Source organism: Klebsiella sp. KPN54798, assembly GCF_021184225.1.
GTDB classification, from domain to species: domain Bacteria; phylum Pseudomonadota; class Gammaproteobacteria; order Enterobacterales; family Enterobacteriaceae; genus Klebsiella; species Klebsiella pneumoniae.
In genome coordinates, this window is sequence record NZ_CP089234.1 from 3,958,630 (window position 1) to 3,983,668 (window position 25,039).

Sequence of the window (25,039 nt, forward strand, 5' to 3'; positions counted from 1 at the left end):
GCCGCCAGCCACACTTCTTTAAAAACGCTTAATTTTTCATGGCTTAACGTTCCCCGCATGCCAGATGCGCTCGGCATAGCGGCCAATCACCGCCAGCGAGACGGCAAGGATCAGGAAAAACAGCACTTTGTGCATCCCGTTCCAGAAAAACTCAAAGAAACGGGTATAGAGATTGATCGCCAGGAAGGTTAGTCCGAAGCCGCGCAGCATTCCGTCATCGGTTTTCAGGCTGATAAAAATGCAGACGCCGGCCGCTACGGCAAACAGCAGCCCCCACGGCAGGAGTCGCGCCTGGCTCACCTGGTACCAGCTCTCTGCGTCGTAATTGCCGAAAATCGACAGGATCCACAGCGCAATAAACAGGTACGTGAGGCCCATCGCCTTGCTGACGGTAAACAGCTGCCGCTGGCGAAGCAGGGATTGCGCGCCGTAGCAGAGCGCCAGCAGCGCGCCGCCGAACAGGACGAAGCGAATCGGGTAGTTCATGCCCAGCCAGTAGGCGCCCCACCCCGAGACGTAGCCGGTTTCCGCGCCGAACCAGTTGCCCAGCGCCAGCAGAAAAAAGAGCCACACCAGCCCGGAGCGGGCAATATAGCCGATGGCACCGTAAATCACGCATCCGGCCAGAAACAGCGGTGCGATATGGCCGCTGCCGTTATCCAGCCGTTCGCCAAGCTGCCATAGCGCCACGGCGGTAAAGACGACGCCCAGAAACAAAATCGCCTCTGTGCTGTAGTGCCACTGCGTCTCCCGCCGCTGGCGGCGAAAACCCCAGCCGTAGCAGGCGACTGCCAGCAGCGCAGGCAGCAGGATCCGCATCAGCGCCGAGTGGCTGAACAGGCTCAGCAGCCACGCCACCAGCTCGCTGTCGGCGAACAGACTGCCCAGGGAAATCAGCACGCAGGCCAGCGCGGTCCAGAAGGCATAGCGGCTCAGGCGCCGCCAGTCAAAGGGGGAGACGCGCATCGTTTGCGCCAGCCGCTGGCTGTCCGAGGGGGTTAACTCCCCGCTGGCCTGCCAGGCATTCAGCGCGCGCTGAATAATGCGCTGCTCTTTTCGGGTTACGTTCATAGGCATTCCTTGAGACTGATGACAAACCTGTTTTCGCTAATATGCTCGCCTTTCTGCCGGGCAGCGGCTGTCGCCCTCCCCGGCCTACTTAACCATTTATATATCAGATTGTTACTCCTTACCGTAAGCCCGCGTAAGCGCAGCGCCGCCGAGCATGATATCAGGCACGGAGCCGCTTTATTGCCGGGTGGCGGCTGGCGCCTTACCCGGCCTACGGTCCGTATCAGCCAGCCGTTAACTTACCCACTAGTGCGACTGAAACTGCCGCTGTTGCGGCCTCAACATCGCTGAGACGTTCCCGGAAGGCCGGGGCAGCCCGCATGGATGCGGGCTGAGGGCCGTGTTTTGCAGGGACGCTGCCTCGGCCCGACCCGAAGCCTGCAGGGATAAGTCGAAGGCACCACGCAGTGGCGATGTTGCTGGCCGGAGCCCGGGGGTACAGGGGCGGCGGCGACTGGCCGCCCCTGTGCGCTCCCTGCGCCGTAAGAGACATAACGCAGAAGACTAACCGGGAGCGCAATGTGCGCTGAAGCCACAGATAACATAAAAGACTTCCCGGCAGGGCTTTGCCTTCCCCCTACTCCCGGAGGGAGAGGGAACCGTCCAGCAGCGCCGACCGGGCAATACCCGAAGATGGCATATTGCCAGCCATCTGATTCCTTGTGATTAATGTTGGTCCAGCCACGCCAGCGCCTGCTCGCCCGCCTCGTCCATCGGCAGGTAGACCAGCAGGCGTGAGCCGTTGCGCGGCGCCGAATACCAGTACATCTGCTGCAGGCTGAATCGCCCGAGCTGCGGGTGGTTAAAATGTTTAATCTGGTTTTCCACGCCGCGCACCTCGTAGCGCTGATGCCACAGCGCTTCAAACTCCGACGAGGCGGCGAAAAAGCGCGCCAGTTTGTTTTCCCACGCCGGATCGCCGCGGTGCTCGGCCATCGCGGCGCGGAAATAGGAGACGAAGGTCGGCAGCACATCGCGATTTTCGATCCGGCTGCGCCAGGTCTCATGGGTCAGATAGAGATAAATGCAGTTGCGATCTTCTTCCGGGAGGGTGGCGAAATCGATGCCCATCAGGCGGCAGAAGCTGTCGTTCCACGCCACAATATCAAAGTTCGGTTTCTGAATGCTGGCCGGCTGCGGCATCAGGCTGTCCAGCATCCGGCGGGTGCCAGGGCTGATGCCTTCGCACACCGTCACCTGGGTGGCTTCCGGCGGGGTCAGCCCGGCGAGCACGAACAGATGCCGGGTCTCCAGCGGACTGCACTGCAGGGCATTCGCCACCCCCACCAGCACCGCCTCCGACGGATTCACCTCCCGCCCCTGCTCCAGCCAGGTGTACCAGGTAACGCCGACGTCGGCGAGCATCGCCACCTCTTCCCGGCGCAGACCCGGCGTGCGCCGGCGGCCCACCCGGGGCAACCCCAGGCGCTGCGGATCGAGGCTTTCACGGCGGGCGCGCAGAAAGGCCCCCAGCTGTTTGCGTCGATCGTCCGGCACGGCGATCGTCGACTCCCGTTGCGGCATCGTGGTCATCACCCCTCCAGCATAGTAGTGCCAATACCAGTATAGACAGGAACTGGTACCCGTTTAATTTATCGGTAATGCTACGTCGGTCTGCTGAATGACGCAATGGAGAATCCCATGAATACGTCTGCTGTTTCACCCGGCCGCGCCGGTCTGTTGCTGCTGCTGAGCGGCCAGATGCTGCCGCTTATTGATACCTCGATCACCAATGTGGCGCTGGACGCCATCACCCACACCCTGGCGGCCAGCGCCACGCAGCTGGAGCTTATCGTCGCGCTGTACGGCGTCGCCTTTGCCGTCTGCCTGGCGATGGGCAGTAAGCTTGGCGATAACTATGGCCGCCGGCGCCTGTTTATGTGGGGCGTCGCCCTCTTTGGCATCGCTTCCCTGCTGTGCGGTATGGCGAACAGCATCGGCGCCCTGCTGGCGGCCCGCACCCTGCAGGGCGCCGGGGCGGCGCTGATTGTGCCGCAGATCCTCGCGACCCTGCACGTCACCCTCAAAGGCCCCGCCCACGCCCGGGCCATCAGCCTGTATGGCGGGATCGGCGGGATCGCCTTTATCGTCGGTCAGATGGGCGGCGGCTGGCTGGTGTCGGCGGACATCGCCGGGCTGGGCTGGCGCAACGCCTTTTTTATCAATGTGCCGATCTGCCTGCTGGTGCTGGCTCTGAGCCGCCGCTATGTGCCGGAAACCCGTCGCGAGACGCCGTCGCGGATTGACTGGCAGGGTACGCTGTACCTCGCGCTGATCCTCTGCTGCCTGCTGTTCCCGATGGCCCTCGGTCCGGAGCTGCACTGGCCGCTGTGGCTGCAGCTGATGCTGGTGGCGGTCCTGCCGCTGCTGTTCGCCATGCGTCAGAGCGCCCTGCGCCAGCAGCAGCGTGGCGACCATCCTCTGCTGCCGCCGCGTCTGCTGCAGTTGACCAGCATCCGCTTCGGGATGGCCATCGCCCTGCTGTTTTTCAGCGCCTGGTCCGGCTTTATGTTCTGCATGGCGCTGACCATGCAGGAGGGGCTGGGGATGGCGCCGTGGCAGTCCGGCAATAGCTTTATCGCCCTCGGCGTGGCCTATTTTATTTCGGCGCTGTATGCCCCGCGGCTTATCGCCCGCTACAGCATGGGGCGGATCCTGCTGACCGGTCTGGCGGTGCAGATCGCCGGTCTCCTGCTGCTGTGCGCCACCTTCTCCCGCTTCGGCGTCGCCACCAGCGCCCTGACGCTGGTCCCCGCCACGGCGCTGATCGGCTATGGCCAGGCGCTGATCGTCAACAGCTTTTATCGGATTGGTATGCGCGATATCAGCGCCAGCGACGCCGGGGCCGGGAGCGCAATCCTCAGCACCCTGCAGCAGGCGACCCTCGGTCTCGGACCGGCTATCCTTGGTTCGCTGTTCCTGGCGCTGGCCCGTCGCGGCGGCGGCAACTATCCGCAGGCGCTGATTGATTTTCTGCTGGTCGAGGTGGCCATGATGCTGTTGCTGGGGGCGATAGCGCTGTGGCTACGCCATCATCTCAACCGACAGCCGGCGACGGTGGCCTCGTAATACCGGCGGCGGTAATTTGCATAATAGCTATCCAGCGGTCATCATACCCGCTGGATATTCAGGAGACGTTATGCAGGAATTAATATCGCAAATTGCCGCCTTAGGAATCGAAATAACCCCCACCCGCTCGCTGATGATTATCTTCGGCATTATCTTGTTCACCGCCGTGGTCGTGCATCTGATATTGCACAAAGTGGTCCTGCGCGCATTTGAAAAACGGGCGCTGGCCAGCAGCCATCTGTGGCTGCAAATCATCACGCAGAATAAGCTCTTTCACCGACTGGCCTTTACCCTGCAGGGGATCATCGTCAACGTCCAGGCGGTGCTGTGGCTGCAAAAAGGCAGCGAGGCCGCGGAAATATTAACCACCGTGGCCCAGCTATGGGTGATGATATATGCCATGCTGTCCTTCTTCTCGCTGCTGGATGTCATTTTAAAGCTGGCGCAGAAATTTCCCGCCGCCTCACAGTTGCCGCTGAAGGGCATATTCCAGGGAATTAAGCTGGTGACGGCGATTATTATCGGTATTCTGATTATTTCGCTACTGATAGGTCAGTCACCGGCGATCCTGATTAGCGGGCTCGGCGCCATGGCCGCGGTGCTGATGCTGGTGTTTAAAGATCCGATCCTCGGTCTGGTGGCCGGTATCCAGCTCTCTGCCAACGATATGCTCAAGCTTGGCGACTGGCTGGAGATGCCGAAGTACGGCGCCGACGGCGCGGTGATCGATATCGGCCTCACCACGGTCAAGGTGCGCAACTGGGACAATACCATCACCACCATTCCGACCTGGTCGCTGGTCTCTGACTCGTTTAAAAACTGGAGCGGCATGTCGGCCTCCGGCGGCCGCCGCATCAAACGCAGCCTTAACATCGACACCACCAGCATTCATTTCCTCGATGAACAGGAGCAGCAGCGCCTGATCCGGGCGAAGTTACTTAAACCCTATATGGATTCACGCCACGAAGAGATAAGCGCCTGGAACCAGCAGTACGCCGGGGAGCAATCGATCCTCAACGAGCGGCGGATGACCAACGTCGGCACCTTCCGCGCCTATCTGCAGGAGTATTTACGCCATCATCCGCGCATCCGCCAGGATATGACCCTGATGGTGCGCCAGCTGGCGCCGGATGCCAACGGCTTGCCGATCGAGATCTACTGCTTCACCAACACCGTGGTATGGGCGGAATATGAGGGGATCCAGGCGGATATTTTCGACCATGTCTTCGCTGTGGTGGATGAGTTTGGCTTACGCATTCATCAAACGCCCACCGGCAACGATATTCGCGCGCTGACCGGCGCCTTCTCCCGCTGATCCTCAGACGCTGGCGCGGTCTATCACGCGCCAGTCCATCATCACCCGTTCGACGGCAGCGTCGGGATCGTCGATGCGTTTCATCAGTAGAGACACCGCCGTACGGCCGATCGCCCGGGAGGGCTGTTCGACGGTGGTGAGCTGCGGGGAGACCACTTCCGCCAGCTCGGTGCCATCGAAGCCGATCACCGCGATATCTTCCGGCACCCGCAGTCCGGCCTGGGCGATAGCCCGCAGCGCCCCGGCGGCGAGGGAGTCCGAAACGGCAAACACCGCATCGGGTTTCTCGTCTTGCGACAGCAGTTGCTCCATCGCCCGTTTACCGGCCGCCGCGCTAAGATCCTGCGCGTAGGTCACCTGCTGATACGCCAGACCGTGCACGTGCAGCACGCTTTTATAGCCGCGCTCGCGCAGACGGGCATAGCGATAGCTGAGGTCGTGATTAATGAGCGCGATGCGGCGGCGGCCGCTATCGGCCAACCGGGATACCGCCCCCTGAGCCGCCTCAACGTCGTTAATCCCGACGCAGGAGATGCTGCCGGTGTCGGCATACTCCGCGCACTGCACCCAGGGCGCATCGCCAATCATGGTGGTCAGTTCCGGCAGGCTGGAGAGCGCGTTCATGGTAATAATGCCGTCGACCATTTTGCCGGAGAGAAGCTGCAGGCCCGAGGTCGAGCGGGCCAGATCCGACCCGGAGTTACACAGCAGAATGCGATAGCCATTCTTCTCCGCCTCTTCTTCTATCCCCTTCACCACCTCGGCGCAAAAGGGGTTAGCGATATTGGAGACCATCACAAGGATCATATTGCTGCGGGCGGTTCGCAGCTGACGCGCCAGCAGGTTCGGCTGATAGTTGCTCTCTTTGATCGCCTGCAGCACGCGCTCACGGTTTTTGGCTTTTACCGTATCGCTGTTGTTCAGCACCCGCGACACCGTGGCCACCGAGACGCCGGCCAGACGAGCAATTTTCTGAATAGACATAAACCCTGCACTTCCTGCGATAGAGGTGGATCCTGCAGGCTATCATAAATGACCTCTGATTGGCCTGCCAGCCTGGCGCGAAAGCGTAGCTCAGCGAGACGGTGTCCCGGGAAACTATTAATAATCAGGGCTTCTCTCCCGCCCCGTTAACGCGCATCCTTTTGCCGTTTCATATTCTCATTAGCGCAGGAGGCGCAACAGACCGCCTGCGCCCCATTTTTTCTTTTATGATTAAGGATGATATCCCCATGAGGCTCTCCACCGCGGTTCTCGCCCTCAGCTGTGCCCTGGCAACGATCACCGGCTGCACCTCGTCAAAATCGTCACCGGAACGCCACGCCTACGCGTTCGTCGCCCACCGCTCCGATTTTGTCGGCGGCAACTTCACCGTCAACCGTCAGGAAAATTACCGTTTAAACCTGCCGACCTTCACGGCGATGTACGCCCGCGGGCAGCAGGATAAAGCCGCTGGCATGAGCGAAAGCGATGCCCGCCGCACCGCGGACGCCATCAAACAGCAGGCGGCGCAGGGCACCCGCACCGAGCACGCCTTCACCGGCAATGCCAGCGACAAATGGGATAATGCGATGGAAAATAAAGATGCCGTCCTGTTCGGCAACGAGCTCTCCGGTGCCTATCTCGACGGCTATCTTGGGGTGAAATAATCCTGCGCCCCGCCTGCGCTCAGCGTTCGACGCTGACCCAGCGCTGCTGCTGATGGCTTTTGACGATCGCCTCGATGATGTACATCACATCGGCGCCGTCGTCGAAAGCGGCGAAGCGCCGGGCCCCGGCCGCCGGCATCTTCCCGGCGCGCACCGCCTGATAAAAATGCCCCATCATATTCTTAAAAGCGTCCGGCCAGCCCTCAATATGGCCGCCGGGGTAATGGGCGCTGTCAGCGATTTCCGGCCGCAGCAGGCTCGGGTCATCGCTGAGCAGGCGATCCGGCTGCTCGCGGTGGCCGATCCACAGCCGCTGGGGCACTTCCTGATCCCAGGCCAGAGAACAGAGGCTGCCGTTAATCTCCACCGCCAGACGGTTTTTCCGCCCGGCGCTCACCTGAGAGACCATAAAGCTGCCCTTGCTGCCATCGTCAAAACGCAACAGCACCGAGCCAAAGTCCTCGGTATCGACAGGCCGCGTTTCATATGCCTGCGCCTCGTGAACGGCGCTGAAGGTCGCTTTGCCATTGACCGGCGCTTTACGCGTTGGCCAGACGATAGACAGATCCGCCATCACCTCGACAATCCGCCGACCGGTCATAAACTGCACGGTATCGCACCAGTGGGAGCCGATGTCGGCCACCGTCCGCGACGCGCCGCCCTGCGCCGAATCGACCCGCCAGTTGTAGTCGGTCTCCAGCAGCATCCAGTCCTGCAGATAGCTGCCGTGGGCCGCGAAGATTCTGCCGACCTCGCCATGGCGGATCATCGCCGCCGCCTGCTGGACCATAGCGAACTGGCGATAGACGAAGCTGACGCCATGCACCACGCCGGCCCGGGCGGCAAGCGCCACCAGTTCCCGCGCCTCCTCCGCCGTCATACACAGCGGTTTTTCCGAGAAGACGTGCAGCCCGGCGGCGAGGATCTGCCGGTTAATCTGGGCATGTAGATGGTTGGGCGTACAGTTATGCACCACCTGCAGCCCCGGATGGGCCAGCAGCGCCTCCACGCTGTCGTAGGCATGGGCAATGTTCAGCGCTCGCGCCTTGCGCTGCGCCGCCTCAAGGCGGCTGTCGCACAGCGCCACCACCTCGACATCTCCCAGCCGCCGCAGCGCCTCCAGATGCGCCGGGCCAATAAACCCTGCCCCGATAATCGCGACCTGAATCATGTTATTCCCTCCCGCCGGCGGCAAAGTCATCGAAGGCCCGTCCGGCAACGGGAATGATATGGCGGCGGATAAACTCGCTGCCCTCGCGCGCGCCGGTCTCACTATCCTTCAGGCAGCACTCCCACTCCAGCACCGCCCAGCCGGCAAAATCATATTCGGTCAGCTTACTGAACACCCCTTTGAAGTCGATCTGCCCGTCGCCAGGAGAGCGGAAACGCCCGGCCCGCTGCTGCCAGGGCTGGTATCCACCGTAGACGCCATTGCGCCCGTTGCGGCGAAATTCGGCGTCCTTGACGTGAAACGCTTTAATACGCGCATGATAGATATCGATATAGGTCAGGTAGTCCATCTGCTGCAGATGCAGGTGGCTCGGGTCATAGAGCATATTGCAGCGCGGATGGTTATCCACCAGCGCAAGAAAACGCTCAAAGGTCACGCCATCGTGCAGGTCTTCGCCGGGGTGGATCTCATAGCAGACATCGACCCCCTGCTCGTCGAAGAGGTCCAGCAGCGGCCGCCAGCGCCGGGCCAGCTCGGCAAAGGCCTCATCCAGAAGCGGCTGATTGTGCGGCGGCCACGGATAAAAAAAGGGCCATGCCAGCGCCCCGGAAAAGGTCGCGTGCGCCTGCAGCCCCAGGCGGCCGGAGGCTACCGCCGCCTGGCGCACTTTCTCCACCGCCCAGCGCTGGCGCGCCTGCGGATCGCCATGCAGCGCCGCCGGGGCAAAGGCATCAAACGCCGCGTCATACGCTGGATGCACCGCCACCAGCTGTCCTTCAAGGTGAGTGGACAGCTCGCTGATCACCAGCCCATGCTCCGCCAGGATGCCGCTGACCTCGTCGCAGTAGGTCTGGCTCGCCGCCGCCCGCTCGACATCAAAAATCGCCGGGTGGTTGCAGGGGATCTGCAATGCCTTGTACCCCAGGCCGGCGGCCCACTGCGCTATCCCCGCCAGGGTGTTGAACGGCGCCTGCGGCCCGATAAACTGCGCCAGAAAAATGCCCGGTCCCTTAATCGTTTTCATACCCCCTCCTGAAAAATTAGTGCGGCTCTTTCTCGTTGTACTGGAAAGAGAAAAGGAAAATCAGCGCGATAACCGCGGCGGCCACCGCCGGGATCCACCAGAAGGTCACCCAGGCCTGAGGCACGCTCTGGCCGGCCACCAGATGGTTATACAGCGCGCCGGAGATCTGCGAGCCCAGCAGCATGCCGATCCCGTAGGTGAACATCACAATCATGCTCTGCGCCTGGCCTTTTACCTTCTCGCCCGCCACGCGGTCGGTGTAGATAAAGCCAACGACAAAGAAAAAGTCATAGCACACGCCGTGCAGCAAAATGCCCAGATAGAGCAGGAAGCGCCCCTCCTCGCTGACTCCGAGAGCGAAAAAGGCGTAGCGGACGAACCACGCCGCCATGCCGATGAGCAGCATGTATTTCACCCCGAGGCGACGGAACAGCAACGGGATCACCAGCATAAAGACGATCTCTGACATCTGGCCGAAGGACATCGCGGTGCTGACATCTTTGACGCCGGCATCCGCCAGATACGACGCGGTATAGGCGTAATAGGTGCCTAACGGCACGGAAATTAAGGTGGCGCAGAGGGAGAAAATCAGGAAATGGCGGGTTTTCAGCAGCGCGAAGGCGTCCGCGCACAGCAGGTCGCGAAACTGAACCGGCATGCCTTTGGCCGGCGCCGGGGTGTGCGGCAGCGTCAGGCTGTAGAGCGCCAGCGCGACCGAACAGAGCGCCGCCAGCGTGAAGATGCCGGTGGTATCAGAGATACCGGTCACCCCGATGCAGATCCCGGCGATAATCCAGCCGATGGTGCCGAACACGCGGACCACCGGGAAGGTTTTATCGACATTGGCCAGGCTGTGGAAGGCGATATTGTTGGTCAGCGCCAGGGTCGGCATATAGCACAGCGTATAGCCGAACAGCAGGCCAATCAGCAGGGCGCCGTTCTGCGCCACCAGCGCCTGCGGGACAAACCACAGGATCGCCGCCCCGGCCAGGTGCATCACCGCCATCACCTTCTGCGAGGCGAAAAAGCGATCCACCAGCATCCCCAGCACAAAGGGAGACAAGATGGAGGCGATCGGCCCGGCGGAGAACGCATCGCCGATCAGCAATGACATCTCATAGCGGGTCATCACCAGCCCCAGGGTCACCGACCAGCTGCCCCAGATAAAAAACTGCATAAACATCATTAACGACAGCCGCGGCACCAGAAAACGGTGGCTCACGCGGACACTTTCCCGACCTTCTGTTGTTGTGACCATGTTGCTCGCCCTCAGAAAAGTAATCGATTACAAAACCACTCAAAACAAAAGTAATCGATTACAAAAAGAAGATCGCCAGGCAAATGCGCCGCCTGCGAAGAGGATCACAATAAAAAGGCAGGCAGCCCCGCCGGACGGCGGGGCATCTCGCTTACGCCGGGCGGCGCAGCAGTTTGAAGGCGATAAACAGGAACAGGATCCACACCGGCAGCAGGATCGCCGACAGACGCATGCCGTCGATAGTGCACATCAGCGCCAGGATCAGCCCAAGGAAAGCAATGCAGAAGTAGTTGCTGGCGGGCGCCAGCAGCGCTTTGAACTTCGATTCGCGCCCTTTGCGGCGCTGGGCGGCGCGGAACTTCAGGTGCGCCATACAGATCATGATCCAGTTCAGCAACAACGTCGCCACCACCAGGGCCATCAGCAGCCCCAGCGCTTCATGCGGCAGCAGGTAGTTCAGCACCACGACCAGCGAAGTGATAATTCCGGAGAGCAGCAGGGAGTTCACCGGCACGCCGCGCTTGCTGACGCGGGCGAGAAATTTCGGCGCATTACCCTGCACCGACAGGCCGAACAGCATCCGGCTGTTGGAGTACACGCCGCTGTTATACACCGACAGCGAGGCCACCAGAATGACGAAGTTCAGCGCGGAGGCCACCAGGTTGCTGTCCAGATTATGGAAAATCATCACAAACGGGCTGCTGTCGGATTTGATCTCCACCCACGGGTAGAGCGCCAGCAGCACCACCAGCGAACCGATATAGAACAGCAGGATACGATAGACCACCTGATTGACCGCTTTGGGAATGCTCTTTTCCGGGTTTTGCGCTTCGGCGGCGGTGATGCCGATAAGCTCCAGCCCGCCGAAGGAGAACATGATCACCGCCAGCGACAGAATAAGTCCGTGCCAGCCGGTGGCGAGGAAGCCGCCGTGTTTCCACAGATTGTCGAACCCGGCTTTGCTGCCGCCGTGGCCGCCGAACAGCATCCACAGGCCGAAGGCAATCATGCCGATAATCGCCAGCACCTTGATCAGCGCGAACCAGAACTCCGCTTCGCCATACAAGCGTACGTTGACCAGGTTGACGGCGTTAATAATGATGAAGAAAGCCGCCGCCCAAACCCAGGTGGGCACGTCGGGAAGCCAGTACTGCATATAGATCCCGGCGGCGGTCAGCTCCGCCATCCCTACCAGCACGAACATCACCCAGTAGTTCCAGCCGGAGAGAAAGCCGGCGAACGGCCCCCAGTACTTATAGGCAAAGTGGGCAAAGGAACCGGATACTGGCTCTTCCACCACCATTTCGCCCAGCTGGCGCATGATCAGAAAAGCGACAATCCCGGCCACGGCGTAGCCCAGTAAGACCGCCGGACCGGCCATCTGGATAGCGGGACCAATGCCGAGAAACAGGCCGGTGCCAATGGCGCCGCCAAGGGCGATAAGTTGAATGTGTCGGTTCTGTAAACCGCGATGAAGCGTCGGGCCACTTTCCGTGACGGTCTCCGACGACGTTGACGCGTCTTTCACGTCGTTCCCCTGTGTGTTTTTGTGAAGGGGCACCTTTTATCACTTAGGGGGGATTGTCGCAAGTTGCGTGGGGCGAGCGTCAGCCGCCCGCCCCGCTTTTTTTAGCGTCAGAAGTCGTAGCTCATTGAGACGCGGACGGTACGCGGATCGCCTTCGAACAGGTAAGTACCGGTATCGTCAATGCCAGACCAGTACTTCTCGTTGGTCACGTTGGTCACCCCGACGCGCCAGATCATTTCGTTCTGGTCGGCGTTCAGACGCATACGATAGCGCAGGCCTAAATCCAGGGTGGTGTAGCTATCCAGCTTCTTGGTATTGGCCGCATCGGCATACTGCGAGCCGCTATGATTGACGCGCGCGGTGGCGGTCAGGCCTTCCACCGGCTTGATGTCATATTCGGCGCCGAGTACCGCGTAGAAGTTAGCCACCCCGATGGCATCTTTACCGTCGGTTGCGCCTTCAGCGGTTTTAGTCTGTTTGGCATCCAGCCAGACGGTACTGGCGTTAAGACGCAGTCCCAGCATCGGCTCGCCAAAGACGTTCATCTCTACGCCGCGGTTACGCTGCTCGCCGTCGAGGCCGTAATTGCCAGCGGTATCGGAAATGGCGTTCGGTTTTTTGATTTCAAACAGCGCCAGCGATCCTCCGATCGTACCGTAGTCGATCTTGACGCCCACTTCGTCCTGCTTCGAGTGCGCGATCCCGGTACTCTGCCCGGCATTGGCCGCCGTCGTCGGCGCCACAGAGCCCGGCTGCAGCGCTTCGGTATGGTTAGCATACAGCGACAGCTGCTCCCACGGCTTGTACACCAGGCCAAACGTCGGCATCCAGCGGCTTTGGGTATAACGCGAAGAGGTATCTTCCAGCCCGGTGGCGTTGCTGTAGTTGCGCACAACCACTTTCTGATGACGAGCAGCGGCGGTAAACAGCACTTTATCGTTAAAGAAGCCGAGGGTATCACTCAGCAGCCAGCCCTGCGTACGGCTGCGCGAGGTGACCAGCGGATCGTGGTAGTTGCCGCCAAAATAGGCGTTATCCGGCATCGCCACATCATGGTTGTCATAGATATTAGTGGTCGGGTTCCTGGCCGACATCCGCCAGGCGGTCGCATCGGTATGCACCTGCGCCGCATAGCCGAGGTTCACCTTATGCGAAATCGCGCCGGTATTGAAATCGCCGCGTACCCCGCCCATGCCGCTGATCGCGTCGATAATGCGGTTAGTATCCAGGCGGCCCACCGTCGCATCGCCGTTTTTATTCAGAAGCTTCGGCGCGCTGTAGGTACCAATTTCATGCGAATGCTGGCCGCCGAGGGCGCTGTATACCGTCCAGCTATCGGTCAGGTCATATTCTGCCTTCGCCATGCCGAACTCGCTTTCAATATCGCTATAGCCCCACTTCTGGCTGTAGTTTTTGCTGTTGTCCGGCAGCGCCGGAACGAAATCCACGCCGCTGATATTGACGCCCATCGTACCGCCGTGGAACGTTTTCTTCTGATAGCCGAAATCGAGCGAGGAGCGGAAACGGTCGCCGCGGTAATCAAGCCCCAGCGAAGCCAGCGTGGTACGGCGTTTATCATTATCGATAGCGCCTTCACCCTCGCGGTGCACCAGGTTGACCCGGGCGCCGAACTGGTTGTTGTCGCCGAAACGGCGCCCCAGGTCGAGGGTGCCGCCCACCTGAGAATCAGAGGTATAGTCGACGCCAACGCGTGCGGTCGGCAGATCTTCCGCCCGCTTCGGCTCGAGGTTAATCATCCCGCCGACGCCGCTGCTGGCCGCGCCGTTAAGCAGGCTGTTAGCCCCTTTGAAAATTTCAACGCGCTCCAGCATCTGGGTGTCCATCACCTGACGCGGCACCACGCCCGCCAGGCCGCCCATCGTCATGTCATCGCCATCGAGCTTAAACCCGCGGATTCGATAGGTCTCGGCGAAGTTGCCGTAGCCCTGTACGGCCTGCACGCCAGCGTCGTTACTGACGACATCGGCGATAGTTTTCGCCTGCTGATCCTGAATCAGCTTCGAGGTATAGCCGATGACGTTAAACGGGACGTCCATCGCTTTTTGTTCGCCAAGCATCCCCAGACGGCCGCCGTGGGCGATCTGCCCGTCGAGGAATGCCGGAACCACCAGGTCGCCGCCGGATTTAAAATCGCTGGTTTCGTTAGCCTCGACGATGAGGGTCTCTTCGCCAGGCTGCTTCGCAGCAGCAGCGTCCGCGGCCATCGCCGTTTGACTGGCGGCGCCGATGGCTAAGGCCAGCAGCGTTTTACGCAGCGGGAAGGATGAATAGTGCGTGGTGTGCATAATTTGCCCCATGGATGAGGATAAATGAATCAAAGGGCCCGTCGCCGGACCCGTTATTTTTATTGCGCGTTCAGGTCGATACGTACGACGCTGTCCGGGCCTTTAGTGGAGTGGTCTTTATTGAAGGGCTGTTTGACGGTGACAAACAGCGTCTGACCATCGGCGGAAAGCAGCAGGCTGTTGGGATTGGCCGGCAGCGCCCAGCTTTTCTTCAGCGTGTAGCGGCTGGCGTCAAGGCTAATGACCTTGCCGGATTCACGCTGTGAAATATAAATTTCGTGGCGTTTCTTATTGAACTGCACCGCCAGCGAATCGCCGACGTCGAGCTGTTTAAGCAGCTTGCCGCTGTGGATATCCAGCACCAGAGTGGTTTTCGCTTTCGAGTTGTCGGTCACGAACAGACGGCCGGTGTCGCTATCTTCGGCCATATTAAGCAGCAGCGCCGGCTTGTCGCCCAGCGGCTTCCAGCGCTGTTCAATGCGTTGGTTACGCGGGTTGATCACCAGAATTTCACCGCTGCCGTTAGCGGCGTACACGCGACCGGTTTGCGCGGAGTAGTGCAGGCCGGTCATCCATTTACCGGTATTTTTAATCCGCGTTTTCAGCTTCAGGGTAGTGGCGTCAACCACCCAGATTTGCGCCGGGTCGGCGACCGCGCCAACGTAGAGAGTATTATTCAGCAACAGCAGCTGACGGGCCCCATAAGGGCGACCTTTTTCATTGCGCTCGCTGAACAGCAGGCGGTTTTTTACCTTGCCGGTGGCGGTGTCGATAGCGCTGATGCCGCCGTCCAGCGAATTGCTGACATACAGCGTTTTACCCTCCGCAGAGAGCTGTAAAGCGAAGTTTTTCAGATCGGTATGCGTCAGGCCGATGGTATTGAGGGTGTGCGGATCCAGTGTGTAAACCGCCCCGCCCTGTACATTTTTAAAGCCTTCAGCGCTGGCGACGTACAGCGCATCACCCTGCGGGCTTAACGCCATCTCGTACAGCCCTTCCGCTAGCTGGCGCTGCAGCGGTTGCGCCACGTTAGGGACTGGCGAGTCGACAACCGGTTGGGAAACGGCAGAGGAATGAGGCGTCGCGCAGCCGCTTAACGCCGCGCTGATGGCCAGCGTCAACGCCGGAAGTGTGTATTTCATTGGATCAACCCTATAAAAAATCAATGACCCGATGGACGCGCAGCGGCCGATATTGTGTGTTTCCAGCCTGCTGTCTTTACGTCACCCTACGCCTTCGCGACTCTTAGTGAACGACTCACTGGCGCAGCTCGAACCTTGCCAAAATTACGAATGAAAAAGAGAATGAGAACTATACTCATTATCTAATGTCAAGCAAGTCCTGGCGGGCAAAAAAGATAATCTGCTAATTTTTTTTACGGCAATGGCGGATTAGGAGGGGAAGACAGGATCCGTGACGGGAAAAGCGTCCCGGAAGCGATGCCGTGCACCGCCCGGGTTGCAGGCCAGAAGGCACACAATGTGTTGCCTATCTGGCGCAAAGCGACACATGACAGCGCTATGTCGCTGAACGGCGATTAATAGCGCACCATCACCGACTTCAGCTCCGTATAATCATCGATAAACGCGCTGCCGAATTCGCGCCCGATGCCCGAGCCCTTGATGCCGCCGAACGGTACCGCCGGGTCGAGGAAGGTATGCATATTGACCCATACGATGCCGGCCTCAATCGCCTCCGAGTAGCGTAGCGCCTGACGAATATTATCCGACCAGACGCTGGCCGCCAGGCCATACGGTGAGGCATTCATCCGCGCCAGCGCCTCTTCTTCACTGCGATAGCCGATAAAACTGCACACCGGACCGAAGGTCTCCTCGCGCATCAGGGTGCTCTCTTCGCTGCGCACTTTGACCGCGGTCGGCTGCAGGAAATAGCCCTCCCCCGGCAGCGCTTCGCCGCCGCAGACGATGGTATCGCCCTCGTCGCGGGCGGTCTGAATGAGCCGCAAAACTTTGTCATACTGCTGGCGGTTGGCCAGCGGCCCCATCAGCGTCCGTTCATCCAGCGGCGACCCCGGCGCAAAAGCGCTGAGCTTGTCTTTCAGCAGCGCCAGTACCGCATCCAGTTTTCCCTGCGGCAGATAAAAACGTTCCGCAGCGGCGCAAATCTGCCCCTGGTTCAGGTAGCCAGCTTCAATAATGCCGTTGACCATCGCCTCCGGCGTCAGGTCATCGAGGAACAGCGCGGCGTTTTTGCCCCCCAGCTCAAGGGTCACCCGTTTACCTGACGCACTGGCCGACTGCTGGACTTTTTCACCGGTGGCCACCGAGCCGGTGAAGCTCACCTTGGCGCAGGCCGGATGCGTAATCAGCCGTTGGGCAATCTCGCCGCCGGCGCCGTTGACCACGTTAATCACCCCATCCGGGATACCCACCGCTTTTGCCAGCTCCGCCACGCGCAGCAGCGTCAGCGGCGTATATTCGCTCGGCTTGAGGACGATGGTGCAGCCGCAGACCAGGGCCGCCGCCAGCTTCCAGATGGCAATCATGATGGAGAAGTTCCACGGCACGATGCCAACCACCACCCCCAGCGGCTGGCGGCGGGTAAAGGCGGTATATTTCTCCCCGGCCATCGATGGCAGCGAGACATCCAGCGTTTCACCGGTGACTTTCCCCGCCCAGCCGGCGAAGTAGCGCAGGAACGCCACCGACTGGTCCAGCTCGAGCATCCGCGCCAGCGTGATAGTTTTGCCGGAACAGAGACTTTCCAGCTGCGCCAGCGCTTCGCGATGCTCTGCCAGCGTGTCCGCCAGCTTCAGCAGCAGCGCGCCGCGCGCCAGCGTCGGCATCTCGCGCCACTGACTAAACGCCTGGCGGGCGCTCTCCATAGCGCGATCCGCCTGGTCACTATCCGCCGCGGTGACCTCGGCAATCGCCTGCCCGGTCGCCGGGTTGATCACCGCGAACGGCGCGCCGCGGCCCGCCTCACGTTGACCGGCAATAAACTGCCCGTGCGGCTGGCGTAAGAAGGCGGTCACTTCCGCCAGTAAGGTTATCTCGCTCATCGTCAGCACCCGTTTTTCAGCAAAGTTAACCCATCACAGCACGGCTTCCCGCCGCAGCCTATCGTTCTAAAGAACGTCATTCTTCCGGACGATATTCAACGCCCGCGCGGCGTGCTGTGATGAGGGTCTTGAGCCAGGCAAGACCACAGGGTAACGCGATGAACATCAAGATCGATGCGCTGAACTACTACGGCGCGACGAAGAAATATCACCTCCATTTCCCGGCGCTACGGGAAGATATTGAAGCCGATGTGGTAATTATCGGCGGCGGCTTCTCTGGCATTAACACCGCCCTTGAGCTGGCGGAACAGGGGATCACCAACGTGGTGGTGCTGGAGGCGCGCCATCTCGGCTACGGCGGCACCGGGCGCAACGGCGGCCAGGTGATGGCCGGTATCGGCCACGATATCGAAGCGGTAAAAAAGCACGTCGGCAAAGAGGGGCTGGAGACGCTGTTTAAAATCGCCAACCTCGGCGCGGGCATCATTCGCGAACGCATCCGCAAATACAACATCGACGCCGATTTCGTGCCCGGCTACGGCTATCTTGCCTATAACCAGCGACAGCTTAAAACGCTGCGCCAGTGGGAGAAGGAGTTTAAAGCCGCTACCCCGGATGAAGAGATCGAACTGTATACCGGAAAAGAGGTGCAGCAGGTGGTGGGCTCCGAGGTCTACTGCGGCGCGCTGAAACATATGGGCGGCGGCCAGATCCATTCACTCAATATGCTGCTCGGTTCGGCGCAGGCCGCCCATTCGCTGGGGGTGAAGATTTTCGAATCCTCGCCGGTGGTGGAAGTGAATTACGGCAAACAGGTGCGGGTACGCACCGCGATGGGCAGCGTCAAAGCCGCCAAACTGCTGTGGGCCTGCGACAGCTTCCTCAACAATATGGAGCCGGAGATCTACAACAAGACGCTGGTCACTTACTCCTACCAGGTGTCGACCGAGCCGCTCTCCGATGAACTGATCGAACGCATCAGCCCACTGCGCGGCGCCTTCAGCGATATTCGCCCGGTAATTAACTACTACCGCGTCACCCGGGAAAACCGCCTGCTGTTCGGCAGCGCCACCCGCTTTGTGGAGTATACGCCGAACGATTTCGCCGCCTGGAACCGCACCTTGCTGGCGGAGGTCTTCCCCTATCTCAGGGATGTGAAGATCGATTTTGCGTGGGGCGGGCCGATGGCCTGTAGCGCCAATCTGTTCCCGCAGATCGGCACCCTACGCGATCACAACAACGTCTTTTACGTCCAGGGGTACTCCGGCTTCGGCGTCACCCCGTCGCACATCGTGTGCAAAATCCTCGCCGAAGGGATCAACGGCGGTTCCGACCGCTATCGCCTGCTGAGCAGCATCCCCCACGCGACCATCCACGGTCGTGACAGTCTGCGCTTGCTATTAGTCACGGCCGGAAAACTGATGCATCAAACCGCCGGTTTCTGGAAAGGCCGGAGTTAACCAGGAGAACGCTATGCACGCTTTTAAACTTAAACACCCGGTACCTGATCTGCAGCCGATCGGCAGCGTCAGCCTGCTCGGCGCGACGCCGACCGCCGGCGACCCGCAGGTAGCGGGCGCGATGATCTACGGCGAGCCGCAGGACGCCTTTACCTGCGGACTGTTTTCGTCCACTGAGGGGAGCTTTACCATGACCTATCCGTTTACCGAGCACGCCACCGTGCTGGAGGGCGAAGTGGAGCTGACCGTCGCCGGCGGCGAGCCGCAGCGCTTTGCGCCGGGCGACAGCTGGTTTGTTAAACAGGGCACCGAAGTGGAGTGGAAAATTCTGACGCCGCGCTTTGTGAAGCACTACCTGGCGAACGTCGAGACCCGCTAACAAACTGATAATGCCCGGCGGCGCATTACGCCTTCTCCGGGCTACCAAATCGCGCAGCGCTGTAGCCCCGGTAAGCGGCAGCGCCACCGGGGGGTTTGAGGCCAAATTAAAGGCAGGCCGCACGGACCGTAGGCCGGATAAGGCGCAGCCGCCATCCGGCAGAAACAGGCGCAACGTGGCAAGACGGATGGCCCCGGTTTTCGGGGTCATATTGTTTATCCGCCGCGACATTCATCGACTGCGTCACAGAATCATGCGCCGCCCTCCACCTTCCGGACGATATTCGTTGAGCAGGATGCCCGCCTAAATTATGACTATCCGGGAGTGGCGCTGGCTATTCCCTGCTACCCCATTATTGTGCAGAGGTTGACTATGTTTAGTAACAGACTCGCCAGCCATCTTGAGCGCGGCGTCGTCGGCTTCCCGACCACCCTCGCCAGCTCCGTCGGGCTGATCATGGCCAGCCCGGTGATCCTGACGGTCACCAGCGGCTTCGGCATGGGCGGCGATACCTTCGCGCTGGCGGTGCTGCTGGCCTTTATTATGATGCAGGCGCAGGTCACCACCTTTGCCGAGGCGGCGACGCTCATTCCCACCACCGGTTCGGTGTACGACTATATCTCCTGCGGCATGGGCCGCTTCTTCGCTATCACCGGCGCGCTGTGCGCCTATCTGATCGTCCATATCTTCGCCGGGACGGCGGAGACGATCCTGGCGGGCATTATGGCGCTGGTGAACTTCGAGTCGATTAACGCCCAGATGGCCGCTCACCAGAATACCTGGATGGTGGGCGTCGGCATGGTGGTGATTTTCGGCTTGCTCAACGCCATCGGCGTGGAAATCTTCGGCAAGGTCGAAGTGGTGCTGACCTTCGGCATGTGGACCACGCTGACCATTTTCGGCCTGTGCGGCATTTTTATGGCGCCGGTCACCCATCTGTCCGGCTGGTTCGGCACACCGCTGAACGTTAGCGATATCAACGGCCTGTTCGGCTATATCGGCATGGCGATGTTTATGTTCGTCGGTTGCGAACTGGTGACGCCGATGGCGCCGGAGATCAAACAGGCCCACCGCACCATACCGCGGGCGATGGCGCTGGGCCTGCTGGGGGTCGCCAGCTGCATGTTTATCTACGGCGCGGCGATCAACCGCCAAGTGGAGAATACCGTGCTCGACGCGGCCAACAACGTCCATCTGCTGGATACACCGATGGCGATCCCGGCCTTCGCCGAACGGGTGATGGGCCACGCCGGCCAGTACTGGCTGGGGGTCGGGCTACTGTTGGCCGGCTGCGCCACCATCAATACGCTGATGGCCGCCGTGCCGCGTATTATCTACGGCATGGCGCTGGACGGCGCGCTGCCCCGTTTCCTGACCTGGCTGCATCCGCGCTTTAAGACGCCGGTGATCGCCATTGCCATCGGGGTGGCGATCCCCTGCCTGCACGCCTGGTATCTGAACGGCGATCTGGACCGCATCGTGCCGCTGATCCTCGCCGCGGTCTGCGCCTGGGGCGTCGCCTATCTGCTGGTTACTCTGTCGGTGGTGATGCTGCGCATTCGCCGCCCGGACCTGCCGCGCGCCTACCGCTCGCCGTGGTTCCCGCTGCCGCAGATTATCTCCAGCGTCGGGATCATCATCGCTATCGTCAATATCACGCCGCCCGGGATGGACAGCCGCCAGGTGCTGGTGCCTTTCGGCATAATGCTCGGCCTGACCGCCGCTTACGCCCTGTTCTGGACGGTGTGCGTGCAGCGCGTCAATCCGTTCAAGCCGCTGGTAGTGGAAGAGGTGGTGGAGCGCGCCATCAACAATTATGAAAAACAGACCCGCGGGGAGATGACGCCAGATGTCCTCCGTCCCCTGGTTTGAAACGCCGTTAATGAACGCGGTGCAGCGCGATCTGGCGGGCTGGCCCAGCGAAAAGCTGAGCGAACGCAGCGCGCTGCTGCGCTTGAACGACGCCACCGCCGTCACCTTCAGCGTGCGTCAGAAGCGGCTGTTTATGGCCAGCATTCACAGCTGCGAGTTTGTCGTCGAGGGGCCGGTGACCCGGCCCGTGCGCGGTAACATTCGCGCCCATCAATCCGGCTGGTGGAAACGCCAGCCGATCCGCTTTATCGGCGGCAAAGACAGCGCGGAACTCGCTGGCTATCTCAACGGTTTTCCTAATCTCCAGCAGACCTTAAGCGAGCTGGATTACCGCCGCTTTTCGCTGACCTTTGATAGTAGCGGCTGGCGCTGCAGCATTGAACCCTGGGCCGCCAGCGAAGTGGTCTGTAAAATGCCGCCGCTGCGCCGTTATCTGCGGCTGGAAGCGCAGCAGCGGATGCTGCTGCTCAGCGTGCTGGCGATGGTTAATCAGGCGGTAAGTCAGTGGATGCGCGGTGAAATCGCAGAAGAGAAAGCATTGACTTCCCCGCCATCACCGCGGGGAAGCTGAGGTGGTTTATAGCAGGCCAAACTGCTGCGCCAGCCGATCGATGGCCTGGCGCTGGAACTGCGCGAATGCGGCGCGCGGCTGCTGCTGCTGAATAAATTCCAGCAGCGGATCCTGGACCTCAGTGCGGATGCCGCTCAGGGCTTCCATCACCGCCAGGCCGCAGAACGGCACGTAGGATTCGGCGTAGCCGCCCTCGTGCACCATCACCAGTTTCCCGCCGCACAGGCGATCCGCCGCCTGCTGGACCTGTTCGGTCATCGCCCGGAAGCTATCGCTGTGCAGCTGCATCCGCGCTAATGGATCCATGGCGTTGGCGTCATAGCCGCAGGCGATAATAATCAGCTCCGGCTCAAAACGCGCCAGCGCCGGAATAACGATAGTTTCCAGCGCATAGCGCCAGCTGTCATCCCCCGCCCCGGCCAACAGCGGAATATTGATGTTGTAACCTTCGCCCGCACCCACGCCGCGATCGTCCTCGCCGGCGTAGCCCGGCGGGAAGCAGCCGTCCTGATGCAAGGAGATAGTCAGTACATCGTCGCGCTGCAGGTAGATATGCTGGGTGCCGTTACCGTGGTGAACATCCCAGTCAATGATCGCCACCTTGCCCAGCCCCAGCTGCGCTTTCGCTCGCTCGACGGCAATGGGAATATTGGCGAGGAAACAAAATCCCATCGACTGGTCCGGCAGGCAGTGGTGTCCGGGCGGGCGCGACAGCGAATAGGCGTTATCCAGCTCCCCCTTCAGCACCGCTTCCACCGCCGCACAGGCCAGCCCGGCGGAAAGACAGGCAATTTCATAACTGCCCGGCCCCAGCGGCGCCTCTTTGCCGAGCATGCCGCCGCCGTTATCGCTTATCGCCTTGAAGCGCTCCAGATAGCTGTCGGGGTGGATCCGCCGCAGGTCCTCAAGGCTCGCCGGCGCCGCGCTGCGCAGCGCCAGCTGCGGCGTCAGCCCGGAGACATCCATCAGGTTTTTCATCCGCCGTTTGGTCTCTGGCGATTCAGCATGACCGCCGCCGGCGGGCGGCTGTACCCACCCGCCCACTGGCAGCGTCACCGCGTGCAGACCGGTACTGTGCCAGAAACAACGTTCATCAAAAAAGAAACCGGTTTTTCTTTTCACTCTATCCTCCCGTGGGCTAAGCCTTCCCGGCGGCGGACGCCGCCACAATTAAAATCAGTGACAGCAGCGCGCAGACGCCTGCCGCCGCCGATCACCAGATTGATGCTGTTCATTAGCCGACCGCTGTTATCGAGCCCGGCCACGCGGGCGAGAATAAAGGGCAGCACGAAGGTCCAGGTGAACTTAAACAGCAGCGCCGCGATGGCGTAACGCACCAGCAGCGGCTGGCCGATCAGCAGCCCAACGCTGACGATCAACAGGCCGTAGCCCAGCCACACCGGTAAACGATCGGCCCGCCGGGTGCCGCGCAGGGCTGCGCCGCCGGCGCCGATAATGCCGCAAACCGTCGCCGCCGCCAGCACCAGACCGACCTGCGTCGGGCTCAGCCCCGCCGCGCTGCCGATGGTGCCGATAAAGGTCCACACGGCGCTGAGGCTGATATAGAAAGTGAGCACCGCCAGCACCGCCAGCGCCTGACGCCACAGCGCCGTCGACGGCTGCTGGCGGGAGACTGAAAGCGGTTGAAAGCGCGGAGGGAAAGCGGATACCAGCGGCAAACAGCAGAGCATGATGGCAGCGAGGATCAGATACACCACCTTCAGGCCAAAGGTCGCGAACAGGCCGGGCAGCGCCAGCAGGCCAAGCATCCCTAACAGCAGTTGCCCGAGCACCCAGAAGGCGTAGACCCGCGACGGGTTCGGCGTTCCGGCCGCGCAGCTGATGCACAAAATCATCAACGTGCCGCCCGCCAGCGAGGCGATAAAGCGCGCCGCCAGCAGCGTCTCGTACTGGGTGACCACCGCCGAGGCGAGGTTGGCGGCCAGAAACACCACCCCGGCCGTCAGGGCAACCCGCCGCCAGTCGAGGCGGCTCATCCACCACCACGCCGGGAGCGTCGCCAGGCTCATCGCCCCCAGCTCCGCTGAGAACAGCCAGCCGATCTGCCCGGGTTTTAGCTGCCATTCGCTGGCCAGCTGCGCCGCCACCGCCGGCGCGGTCATCAGAATACCCGGCGCAATAGCGGCAAAAATCACGATCGCCGCCAGCAAACGCAGGGACACCATCAGCCCGGCGGGCCGGGAAAGCGCATTATCAGTGAGAGGTGTACTCGACATCGTAGGGCGTGCTCCGGTCAAAAAAGCCTCCCCCCGGAGGATCCTCCAGGGAGTGATACCCACAGGCATCAGGAAAACGCCGTGCTGCCACGGCGCGCGCGGGATGCGAAAGTCAGATTACAGATGCAGCGTACGCTGAGCGGCCGGCATCCAGGTTCGGGAAACCAGTTCGGTACGATTGACCACTTCGGTCTTGGCGAAAATATTGCGCAGGTGCGTTTTTACCGTCGAGAGCGAGATATCCAGCTGGCGGGCAATCAGCTTATTGCTGGCGCCTTCGCGCACCATGCCGACGATTTCCCGCTCTTTCGCCGTCAGGATGGCGGGCAGATCATCTTCTTCCTGCAGGCAGTCGCGGATGGCCAGCTCTACCAGCGGCAGCACCGCCTGGGCCCGCTGGCGCTCTTCGCTGGAGAAAGGCACGTCGCGCATCAGCGAGATACCGGCGACGATCCGCCGCTCGCGGCGGATAAAGATCTCGGTCATGTCGCGCACGTTATTCGGCAACATAAATTCATGATAGTAATGCCGGTTGCGGTCGCAGAGCCGCGGCGTCATCGCCGCCACGGTGGTGTTCTGGTGGCTAAAGTGCGACGGCAGAAGCGGATCCAGCGGCTGAAAGTTTTCCAGATATTGTTGGTGCGTATTATCGGAAATATTATGCAATATATAGTTTTCGGGTTTTAAACGATTATTTACTCGATAAAACACCGCTGAAGTTAGTGGAATTAACTGGGAAATAGTCTGTAAACAACGGGCTATTATCGCATCATTACGGCTGGCTTTTAACAAAGCAGACATGATAGGGCCTCCCCGTCGAGATGATGGTACATGACACATGGATGACTACTGATAATTGAAGCATACATTTCACATTTAAGTAACACAATCATTAACATATTAACAATGTGATAGCCGTTACAAACTTTTCAGCAATACATTGTTATATAAAGCATTTAAAAAACACCCCGGCCATGCTTTACGATAGCGGCGTTAAAACATAAACAAATAAGATTAACACCCGGCGTACCTGCCCCTGGTGATAAAAAAACCCTATTCCCGACGCGTGATTCTCATCCTAAAGAACGATGGATTTTTGTTTTTTTT

General features: G+C 60.5%; 19 protein-coding genes and 1 pseudogene. 7 read left to right on the forward strand and 13 right to left on the reverse strand.

The genetic code is table 11. The features are described 5' to 3' along the window. Positions 1–36 precede the first annotated feature (36 nt). Both LPQ25_RS19080 and LPQ25_RS19085 read right to left on the reverse strand, forming a co-directional pair. Positions 37–1,071, reverse strand: coding sequence for a DUF2157 domain-containing protein (locus LPQ25_RS19080; protein ID WP_014907948.1), 1,035 nt, complete (start codon positions 1,069–1,071; stop codon positions 37–39). Between the two features lie 666 nt (positions 1,072–1,737). Beyond that, on the reverse strand, positions 1,738–2,604 hold the full coding sequence (locus LPQ25_RS19085) for a helix-turn-helix transcriptional regulator (RefSeq protein ID WP_004151823.1): 867 nt from the start codon (positions 2,602–2,604) through the stop codon (positions 1,738–1,740). 108 nt (positions 2,605–2,712) lie between these two features. Between LPQ25_RS19085 and LPQ25_RS19090 the strand changes: the two genes are divergently transcribed. Both LPQ25_RS19090 and LPQ25_RS19095 read left to right on the forward strand, forming a co-directional pair. Then, a complete protein-coding gene (locus LPQ25_RS19090) occupies positions 2,713–4,140 on the forward strand; it encodes an MFS transporter (protein WP_009308097.1) in 1,428 nt (475 codons plus the stop codon). A gap of 70 nt (positions 4,141–4,210) precedes the next feature. Continuing rightward, on the forward strand, positions 4,211–5,455 hold the full coding sequence (locus LPQ25_RS19095) for a mechanosensitive ion channel family protein (RefSeq protein WP_004142570.1): 1,245 nt from the start codon (positions 4,211–4,213) through the stop codon (positions 5,453–5,455). A gap of 3 nt (positions 5,456–5,458) precedes the next feature. Here the strand turns inward: LPQ25_RS19095 and LPQ25_RS19100 are convergent, their stop codons facing one another. Then, complete coding sequence (locus LPQ25_RS19100; protein ID WP_004176981.1) at positions 5,459–6,439, reverse strand: LacI family DNA-binding transcriptional regulator; 981 nt, start codon at positions 6,437–6,439, stop codon at positions 5,459–5,461. A 248-nt stretch (positions 6,440–6,687) separates the two neighbouring features. On the opposite strand from LPQ25_RS19100, the gene LPQ25_RS19105 reads away from it, so the two are divergent. Further along, a complete protein-coding gene (locus LPQ25_RS19105) occupies positions 6,688–7,104 on the forward strand; it encodes an Exc2 family lipoprotein (RefSeq protein WP_023307443.1) in 417 nt (138 codons plus the stop codon). A 19-nt stretch (positions 7,105–7,123) separates the two neighbouring features. On the opposite strand, the gene LPQ25_RS19110 is transcribed toward LPQ25_RS19105, so the two are convergent. From LPQ25_RS19110 to LPQ25_RS19140, 7 genes are all read right to left on the reverse strand, one after another. Beyond that, the gene (locus LPQ25_RS19110; protein ID WP_004183287.1) at positions 7,124–8,275 is read right to left on the reverse strand and encodes a Gfo/Idh/MocA family protein; all 1,152 of its coding nucleotides are present in this window, start codon (positions 8,273–8,275) and stop codon (positions 7,124–7,126) included. 1 nt (position 8,276) lies between these two features. Then, positions 8,277–9,299: a sugar phosphate isomerase/epimerase family protein gene (locus LPQ25_RS19115; protein ID WP_004178891.1), complete on the reverse strand. Its 1,023-nt coding sequence runs from the start codon at positions 9,297–9,299 to the stop codon at positions 8,277–8,279. Between the two features lie 16 nt (positions 9,300–9,315). Beyond that, the gene (locus LPQ25_RS19120; protein ID WP_004198867.1) at positions 9,316–10,521 is read right to left on the reverse strand and encodes an MFS transporter; all 1,206 of its coding nucleotides are present in this window, start codon (positions 10,519–10,521) and stop codon (positions 9,316–9,318) included. Positions 10,522–10,708: 187 nt separating this feature from the next. Then, on the reverse strand, positions 10,709–12,085 hold the full coding sequence (pheP, locus tag LPQ25_RS19125) for a phenylalanine transporter (RefSeq protein ID WP_004151811.1): 1,377 nt from the start codon (positions 12,083–12,085) through the stop codon (positions 10,709–10,711). A gap of 107 nt (positions 12,086–12,192) precedes the next feature. Then, the gene (locus tag LPQ25_RS19130) at positions 12,193–14,391 is read right to left on the reverse strand and encodes a TonB-dependent receptor (protein ID WP_009308092.1); all 2,199 of its coding nucleotides are present in this window, start codon (positions 14,389–14,391) and stop codon (positions 12,193–12,195) included. A gap of 59 nt (positions 14,392–14,450) precedes the next feature. Continuing rightward, positions 14,451–15,533 carry a YncE family protein gene (locus LPQ25_RS19135; protein ID WP_004147457.1) on the reverse strand — a complete coding sequence of 361 codons (1,083 nt, stop codon included), beginning with the start codon at positions 15,531–15,533 and terminating at the stop codon, positions 14,451–14,453. Between the two features lie 395 nt (positions 15,534–15,928). Beyond that, positions 15,929–17,413, reverse strand: a complete 1,485-nt coding sequence (locus tag LPQ25_RS19140) for an aldehyde dehydrogenase family protein (protein WP_012737581.1) — start codon at positions 17,411–17,413, stop codon at positions 15,929–15,931. 158 nt (positions 17,414–17,571) lie between these two features. On the opposite strand from LPQ25_RS19140, the gene LPQ25_RS19145 reads away from it, so the two are divergent. From LPQ25_RS19145 to LPQ25_RS19160, 4 genes are all read left to right on the forward strand, one after another. Further along, positions 17,572–18,873: an NAD(P)/FAD-dependent oxidoreductase gene (locus tag LPQ25_RS19145; RefSeq protein WP_004176990.1), complete on the forward strand. Its 1,302-nt coding sequence runs from the start codon at positions 17,572–17,574 to the stop codon at positions 18,871–18,873. A gap of 13 nt (positions 18,874–18,886) precedes the next feature. Then, positions 18,887–19,252: a cupin domain-containing protein gene (locus tag LPQ25_RS19150; protein ID WP_002892824.1), complete on the forward strand. Its 366-nt coding sequence runs from the start codon at positions 18,887–18,889 to the stop codon at positions 19,250–19,252. 372 nt (positions 19,253–19,624) lie between these two features. Continuing rightward, positions 19,625–21,124 (forward strand): APC family permease, encoded by a 1,500-nt coding sequence (locus LPQ25_RS19155; protein WP_002892820.1) that lies wholly within the window; start codon positions 19,625–19,627, stop codon positions 21,122–21,124. Continuing rightward, positions 21,102–21,695 (forward strand): DUF3156 family protein, encoded by a 594-nt coding sequence (locus tag LPQ25_RS19160; RefSeq protein WP_004183274.1) that lies wholly within the window; start codon positions 21,102–21,104, stop codon positions 21,693–21,695. The genes LPQ25_RS19155 and LPQ25_RS19160 overlap by 23 nt, the downstream gene beginning before the upstream one ends. A 6-nt stretch (positions 21,696–21,701) precedes the next feature. Here the strand turns inward: LPQ25_RS19160 and LPQ25_RS19165 are convergent, their stop codons facing one another. The 3 genes and pseudogenes from LPQ25_RS19165 to LPQ25_RS19175 form a co-directional block, all read right to left on the reverse strand. Next, positions 21,702–22,817, reverse strand: a complete 1,116-nt coding sequence (locus LPQ25_RS19165) for a class II histone deacetylase (protein ID WP_004176993.1) — start codon at positions 22,815–22,817, stop codon at positions 21,702–21,704. Positions 22,818–22,833: 16 nt separating this feature from the next. After that, positions 22,834–23,932: pseudogene (locus LPQ25_RS19170) on the reverse strand (MFS transporter). A 117-nt stretch (positions 23,933–24,049) separates the two neighbouring features. Further along, a complete protein-coding gene (locus LPQ25_RS19175; RefSeq protein WP_002892774.1) occupies positions 24,050–24,733 on the reverse strand; it encodes a helix-turn-helix transcriptional regulator in 684 nt (227 codons plus the stop codon). Positions 24,734–25,039 lie beyond the last annotated feature (306 nt).

Excerpts from the sequence above, each read along its gene's own strand:
- LPQ25_RS19080 (WP_014907948.1), bottom strand. The coding sequence starts at position 1,071 with ATGAACGTAACCCGAAAAGAGCAGCGCATTATTCAGCGCGCGCTGAAT.
- LPQ25_RS19085 (WP_004151823.1), bottom strand. The coding sequence starts at position 2,604 with ATGACCACGATGCCGCAACGGGAGTCGACGATCGCCGTGCCGGACGAT.
- LPQ25_RS19090 (WP_009308097.1), top strand. The coding sequence starts at position 2,713 with ATGAATACGTCTGCTGTTTCACCCGGCCGCGCCGGTCTGTTGCTGCTG.
- LPQ25_RS19095 (WP_004142570.1), top strand. The coding sequence starts at position 4,211 with ATGCAGGAATTAATATCGCAAATTGCCGCCTTAGGAATCGAAATAACC.
- LPQ25_RS19100 (WP_004176981.1), bottom strand. The coding sequence starts at position 6,439 with ATGTCTATTCAGAAAATTGCTCGTCTGGCCGGCGTCTCGGTGGCCACG.
- LPQ25_RS19105 (WP_023307443.1), top strand. The coding sequence starts at position 6,688 with ATGAGGCTCTCCACCGCGGTTCTCGCCCTCAGCTGTGCCCTGGCAACG.
- LPQ25_RS19110 (WP_004183287.1), bottom strand. The coding sequence starts at position 8,275 with ATGATTCAGGTCGCGATTATCGGGGCAGGGTTTATTGGCCCGGCGCAT.
- LPQ25_RS19115 (WP_004178891.1), bottom strand. The coding sequence starts at position 9,299 with ATGAAAACGATTAAGGGACCGGGCATTTTTCTGGCGCAGTTTATCGGG.
- LPQ25_RS19130 (WP_009308092.1), bottom strand. The coding sequence starts at position 14,391 with ATGCACACCACGCACTATTCATCCTTCCCGCTGCGTAAAACGCTGCTG.
- LPQ25_RS19135 (WP_004147457.1), bottom strand. The coding sequence starts at position 15,533 with ATGAAATACACACTTCCGGCGTTGACGCTGGCCATCAGCGCGGCGTTA.
- LPQ25_RS19140 (WP_012737581.1), bottom strand. The coding sequence starts at position 17,413 with ATGAGCGAGATAACCTTACTGGCGGAAGTGACCGCCTTCTTACGCCAG.
- LPQ25_RS19145 (WP_004176990.1), top strand. The coding sequence starts at position 17,572 with ATGAACATCAAGATCGATGCGCTGAACTACTACGGCGCGACGAAGAAA.
- LPQ25_RS19150 (WP_002892824.1), top strand. The coding sequence starts at position 18,887 with ATGCACGCTTTTAAACTTAAACACCCGGTACCTGATCTGCAGCCGATC.
- LPQ25_RS19155 (WP_002892820.1), top strand. The coding sequence starts at position 19,625 with ATGTTTAGTAACAGACTCGCCAGCCATCTTGAGCGCGGCGTCGTCGGC.
- LPQ25_RS19160 (WP_004183274.1), top strand. The coding sequence starts at position 21,102 with ATGTCCTCCGTCCCCTGGTTTGAAACGCCGTTAATGAACGCGGTGCAG.
- LPQ25_RS19175 (WP_002892774.1), bottom strand. The coding sequence starts at position 24,733 with ATGTCTGCTTTGTTAAAAGCCAGCCGTAATGATGCGATAATAGCCCGT.